The sequence below is a fragment of the Companilactobacillus nantensis DSM 16982 genome, from assembly GCF_001435815.1.
Taxonomy (GTDB): Bacteria; Bacillota; Bacilli; order Lactobacillales; family Lactobacillaceae; genus Companilactobacillus; species Companilactobacillus nantensis.
Window position 1 is genome coordinate 72,187 of record NZ_AZFV01000014.1, and the last position, 6,232, is coordinate 78,418.

Here is a 6,232-nt window from a genome sequence, read left to right on the forward strand (position 1 = left end):
CAAGTTATTGAAAGAATACATCATATATATAATTGAAATTGGTGAATACAAATCAACTAGCGCAACATGATAAATATTAAATGTTATAAACGCAGATGAGATGTATTTGCATTTAGAAGTCTAGTTTGATTACAAAGTTAGGCTTCTTTTTTATTCTTATTATTTTATACTGTATTTAAAATGGGGTGAGGGTGGTTTCATGAGCAGAGAATTAAAAGTTAAGCAGATAATAATTAATATTTTAAATGATGATGAGAGATTAGTTTGTCTTTCTAAAACGCATAATAGTGAGTCTATGTATGTTACTTTATTGAATGAATCTCAAAGATACATAACTTTTAGAATAAGTAATCATGAAGCTTACAGCGGATTTTTGTCAGTTCCGACATTTGTACTTTCAAAATCCAATTCATTAGGACCAGTAATTAGGGACTACTTAGATAAAGCATCATGGTTTAACGTTGATTATAGTAGTTACTTTATGATGTCAGTAATTAAGCATAGCCAATCCCATAAAATCTCATTTCAGATTGATGACTTATATTCTGCCTTTTCAGATGAAAAGCAGGGGATGGTGTTTTACGAAGTTCATAACTATCACTCACATAATAAGAAAAGTATTACAGCTAATGGATTAGATGAAGATGTTAATCAAATTATGAGGAAACTGTATTCTACATCCTTGATTTCTAGTTATAAAAAGGGAGATGGAGAGTTACTGATATTCTTGTCAGAGTCTGGCTTTAGATTGTTGGATATATTCTCTAAAAATTATATTAATAAGTTTGTCAGTGATTATGAAAATATACGTTGGAATGATATTAATCTGCCTAACAACTAGAAAAAAACACTCGGTCATTTGACCGAGTGTTTTTTTGCCTGTGCAGAGGCATTGATTTTAAATTTCGTCTAATTCTTTATTAGTACGTTTGGCAATAGCAGGTAAGACTAAACCAAGAGCAATCAAAGCAATTGGTGTAATAACGTTAAGTGCTAATTGGAACCACCATGATGATGGATCTTGTGCCATATTCATCTTAGGAACCATACCCAAGACACATGCGAAGGCTGTCAGGAAGAATGTCCAAAGACCTAATCCAAAACCAACGTATTTGTTCTTAATAAACATATAGTCTGATTGATATTGATCGATATGCTTAGAAAGCATCATAAAGGCAAAGAATACCCAGAGGTAACGCATAGGCATAACGATTGAGTTAAGGTTCAACAACCAGTTGTACAAATCGTTCATACCATTGATACCAAGAGCAGGCACGATAATCAAAATTGATACAAGTACAGCAGTTAATTTATAACCGTTGATAGCAACACCACGTTTGTTTTTCTTCAAAAGGTTCTTAGGGATGAATTTCTTATCAGCATCACCTAAAAGCATACGTAATGGAGCATCAATTGAGATAGCCAAAGCTGCGGCTGAAGCAACTGTATTAGTAATCGCGAAAGCCCAAACGAACAAGTTACCAACATGGAAACTATTACCCAAGAATTGGAATGCTTGATAAGCACCATTAGCCATCAAATCGGCTGGAATATGGTTTGAGTTAACAATCATACCAATGGCAAATGATCCCAGAATAGCTGAAACGGCAACCATGACAGCTAAGATGATCATACCAAGTGGGAATTCCTTTGAAGCATTCTTAGTCTTATTAACGTATGGTGAAATCTTTTCAGAACCACCAACGGCAAAGACTAACATTGAAATCGTCGTAAAGTATTGAAAGTCGAATTTCGGTATATATGTGTGAATATCAGTCATGTTTGGTGTAGCAATTTGGACATGAGTGATAAATGGAGCACTTACACCTAAGATAATAAAGAGCATTGACATCGTAAACATAGCGATACCAGCGATACTACCAAGGTTGTTAAGTGTTGCAGTACCTTTACTTGCTAACCAAACGAAAGCAAGAAAGATAACCAAACTGGCTCCTTGAACTACTAATGGGGAACTAGTCTTGATAAATGAACCATTTCCCTTAAATAACCAACTCAAACTGACCATAATAATTTGTGGCTTTTGAGCAAGGTATGGAACGTGCACAACCCAGTAAGTCCAAGCGGCAAAATAAGCTAACTTGTTATTGGAAAGTGCTTTGACCCAAGAGCTGACACCCCCGCCAGCTTCTTGAAAGGCTGATCCTAACTGTCCAACCATTAAGGTATATGGAACAAAGTATAGAATCATGATCAAAATCCATGATGTTATAACAGCTAAACCTTGGTTGGCAAAGTTGTTAATAACATTATTAAGACCCCAAACAGTGGTAAAGCCTAGTAGAGCAATATTCCACCATCTAAACGTCTTTGCATTATTTGCATCTGACATTATTCAAATCCTCCTACGAAGGTGATTATACAGGAAATAAGTTCCTAAAACTTAAAAATAATAAGATAGTTTTTTGGATATATCTGACTTTATATTTTAGTAAATATTTTTCGATAAAATTGACAGATGATCTCAAAAATTTATACTTTAGGGATGCAGTGTCCAATAGAAAAATTTTTAATCATTTGAATTAAGCTGTATAATTGCATTCTATCTACTATATAATGTATAGAGAATTTGTTTTTGAAACGTAGATAGCAAATCAAACGGAGTTTATTTATGGATAATAATAAAAACAAGATGTCTAGAGAGCATCGGCAAAGAACTCGTAATAGTGCCTTAGCCTCTAATAACGGTGGTAAAATCAAACGTCCTTTTGTGAAGATTTTAGGCCTAGTATTTTTAGTTATGATCTTTGTGATGGGTGCTTATGGATTTAGACTTTATGCCCAAACACAAAATTCCTTAGGTAAGACTTATAAAGCCTTGGATGGCAAAAAAGTTTCGACACGGATTAATGATAAGAAACCAGTTTCTATCTTGTTATTAGGTGTCGATACAACCGATGATGGTGTCAGAGATACAGAAAAAGATTATCGTGGTAATTCGGATACAATGATCGTTGTAACGGTCAATCCCAAGACAAACAAGACTACGATGATGTCTGTTCCTAGAGATTCTATGGCCCAAATTTGGAAGAGCAGTACCAATAATACGAAGAAGATTCAAAAAATCAACTCAGCTTATAACATTGGTAACGAAGAGAGTGCTGTTGCTACAACTGAAAAATTCTTGAACATACCAATCGATTATTATGTTAAGGTTGATTTTAACTCATTGACACAGATTGTTAACGCGGTCGGTGGTGTTGATGTTGATGTTCCATTCAGCTTTTCTTATGGTGATACTGGACAAAAGGAATCCCATTTCAAGAAGGGTAAGATGCATTTAAACGGTAAACAAGCACTAGATTACTCAAGAATGCGTTATGAAGATCCTAAAGGTGATTATGGACGTCAATTAAGACAACGTCAGGTTATTACAGCAATTATTAAGAGTGCTGCAAGTGCCAAGACATTTACCCGTTATCAAAAAGTATTGGATAGTATCTCCAGTTCAATGACGACTAACTTGAGCTTTAGTGATATGCAATCAATGTTCTTGAACTACCGTGGGGCAGCAGGAAGTATTGGTTCTGATCACGTTCAAGGTTATGGCTCAATGATCAATGGTTCTTCGTATGAAGTAATTCCAACTGATGAATTACAACGTGCTTCCAATAAGCTTAGAAAACAATTAGGTTTATCTGAAGAAGAGTTGGATAATGAAGAAACAAGATTAAATACATTGAATGAAGATAATGGTTTCTCCTTTAAGAGTGAGAACCAAAACCAAAACTATACAATCTTTACACGAAATCAAACGTCCGAATAAGGATTTGACTAAAGACTGAGACAATAGTTTCAGTCTTTTTTATATGGTTGCTGTTGTTCACTGCCACTTCCGGTTGCGTGTGATTGAGTTCGCTGTGGGACCGGTTCGAGCCAAAATGCGGTCTCGAACCTCGATTTTGAACTTCGTGGAACCCGCACGAATTTCAAAATACGTCCTGTGATGTAAGAGTTAAAGCTCTAACATCACTATCACTGCTGAACTCAATCACACGCAATCTCCAGCTAGGGTATTTGTATAACAGATTTTATTCGGGGATGTATGTGGTATCGGATTTATCATTGTGCTTAATATGATAAATCGATATTTAGTTATGGCTGAATTGATGTTTAATTATATGAATTTTGTGTTTCGGATTCTGTAATACTTAACATCAATCAAACCAACTAGTCGGAGGGACAGATAATATTCTCCGGCTGTGAAAGTGGCGTTAGTGCTTTAGCACTTACACCACCGGGCGAGTTTTGAAATTCGCGTACTTTGCGAAGTTCAAAATCGAGCTTCGAGACCTTGGCTCGAAGCGGTCCGCACAGCAGGTGAATATTTCTCTGTCCCGGAGACGGCAAACTTAAACTTATATATAGATAGAAAAAAAATCAGATGATTTAATACAGAGGAGATAAACATGAGTGTTTTAGAAGTACATGGCTTAACACAACAATTTTTAGATAAGAAATTGTACGATTCAGCCGATTTACAAGTTAATAAGGAAGATCATTTAGGAATCATTGGTCAAAATGGTGTTGGTAAGTCTACCTTCATCAAGATTTTGACTGGTCAAATTGAACCTGACGAAGGTAAGATTTCTTGGAAGAAGCATTTGACGATTGGTTATTTGGATCAACAGGCTAAATTAGCCCCCGGAATGACGATTTACGAGTATCTTAAAACGGCTTTTTCAAAGTTATATGAAACAAGCGATAAGTTAAACGACATTTACATGAATGACCCGACAGATGAAGACCTTGAAAAGGCTGGAAAGCTTCAAGAAATCTTGGATGCCAACGATTTTTATGAATTGGATACTAAGATTCAACAAGTGGCAACTGGTTTAGGACTCGATGCGATTGGATATGACCATGACGTTTCCAAGCTAAGTGGTGGTCAACGTTCAAAGATTATCTTGGCTAAAATTTTGCTCGAACAACCTGATATGATTTTGCTAGATGAACCAACTAACTACCTAGATACTAACCATATTGATTGGTTAGCAGATTATTTGAATAACTTTGACGGTGCCTTTATCGTAATTTCCCATGATTATGGCTTTTTAGACCGCATTATTAACTGTGTGGCTGATTTTGAGTTCGGTAAGATTACTAAATATACTGGTTCATTGAAGCAAGCTCTAAAGCAAAAGGCTGCCAATAAAGAAACATATATGAAGGCTTACGTTAAGCAACAAGAACAAATTTCAAAGACTAAGGCCTATATTAGAAAGTTTAAAGCCGGTTCACGTTCGAAGAGTGCTAAGAGTAGGGAGAAGCAATTATCCCACATGGAAGTCCTCACACCTCCAGGGAACAAGACTGCGGCAAGCTTTGGCTTCCCATATGTCGAAGTACCTAGTTCACGAATGCTACTGGAAGTAAATGACCTTAAAGTTGGGTACGATGGGAAAGCTCTATTTGATAAAGCATTGAATTTCTCAATCGTCAGTGGCGAAAAAATGGTTATTAAAGGATTCAATGGTATCGGTAAGTCTACTTTGATTAAGACGTTGTTAGGCATCATTCCCCCAATTGACGGGAACTTTGACTTCTCAGAGACTGTTAAGATTGGTTACTTTAAGCAGGATCTAGTATGGAAGAATAATCTGGACTCTCCATTTAAGTACATTAGTGAAGAACATCCAGATAAAGATGGTAAAGAAGTTAGACGTGTATTAGCTAGAACTGGATTAACTAATCAACAAATTATGTCTCAAATGCGCTCATTATCTGGTGGGGAGCAAACTAAGGTTAAGATTGCGGACTTGATGTTCGACAATACTAACTTCTTATTCATGGATGAACCAACTAACCATTTGGATGACGAATCAAAGGCTGCTTTACGCAAAGGGCTCAAAAACTATGATGGATCAATGATTCTAGTAACCCATGAAGAGGATTTCTATAGTAGTGACTGGATTGATAAGGTCCTAGATATTGAAAAGATAAAAGAAAATTGATTATTTTCAAAAAAATGTGAAAAAGTACTTGCATTGGTTTACCATTAACGGTAAGATATTACCTGTTGTCACGAAGAGTCAACGACATCAACGGTTCAGCAAGAATTTTGCTTGAACGTTGAAATAATTATTTTAAATAAGTGCTTGACATTATGTTTTGAACTTGTTATGATAATTAAGTTGACTCGCAAGAGACGGCAAGTAAGAATTTAATGAAATCTTTCATTAAATTCTTACAAAAATTATTTTAAAAAGTTCTT

At 35.6% G+C, this 6,232-nt stretch carries 4 protein-coding genes; 3 read left to right on the forward strand and 1 reads right to left on the reverse strand.

Annotation, left to right across the window (positions count from 1 at the left end):
* Window positions 1–199: 199 nt before the first annotated feature.
* Complete coding sequence (locus FD31_RS07520) at window positions 200–841, forward strand: hypothetical protein (protein WP_057892154.1); 642 nt, start codon at window positions 200–202, stop codon at window positions 839–841.
* 57 nt (window positions 842–898) lie between these two features.
* On the opposite strand, the gene FD31_RS07525 is transcribed toward FD31_RS07520, so the two are convergent.
* Entirely contained in the window at window positions 899–2,350 is a 1,452-nt protein-coding gene (locus FD31_RS07525) for an amino acid permease (RefSeq protein ID WP_057892155.1), read from the reverse strand.
* 279 nt (window positions 2,351–2,629) lie between these two features.
* Here FD31_RS07525 and FD31_RS07530 point away from each other — a divergent pair, with 279 nt between their 5' ends.
* Both FD31_RS07530 and FD31_RS07535 read left to right on the forward strand, forming a co-directional pair.
* Window positions 2,630–3,784, forward strand: a complete 1,155-nt coding sequence (locus tag FD31_RS07530; protein ID WP_057892156.1) for an LCP family glycopolymer transferase — start codon at window positions 2,630–2,632, stop codon at window positions 3,782–3,784.
* Window positions 3,785–4,427: 643 nt separating this feature from the next.
* Complete coding sequence (locus FD31_RS07535) at window positions 4,428–5,972, forward strand: ABC-F family ATP-binding cassette domain-containing protein (protein ID WP_057892157.1); 1,545 nt, start codon at window positions 4,428–4,430, stop codon at window positions 5,970–5,972.
* Window positions 5,973–6,232: the final 260 nt, after the last annotated feature.

What these genes read in the sequence shown, in the direction of transcription:
- FD31_RS07520 (WP_057892154.1), top strand. Translation starts at nt 200, where the DNA reads ATGAGCAGAGAATTAAAAGTTAAGCAGATAATAATTAATATTTTAAAT.
- FD31_RS07525 (WP_057892155.1), bottom strand. Translation starts at nt 2,350, where the DNA reads ATGTCAGATGCAAATAATGCAAAGACGTTTAGATGGTGGAATATTGCT.
- FD31_RS07530 (WP_057892156.1), top strand. Translation starts at nt 2,630, where the DNA reads ATGGATAATAATAAAAACAAGATGTCTAGAGAGCATCGGCAAAGAACT.
- FD31_RS07535 (WP_057892157.1), top strand. Translation starts at nt 4,428, where the DNA reads ATGAGTGTTTTAGAAGTACATGGCTTAACACAACAATTTTTAGATAAG.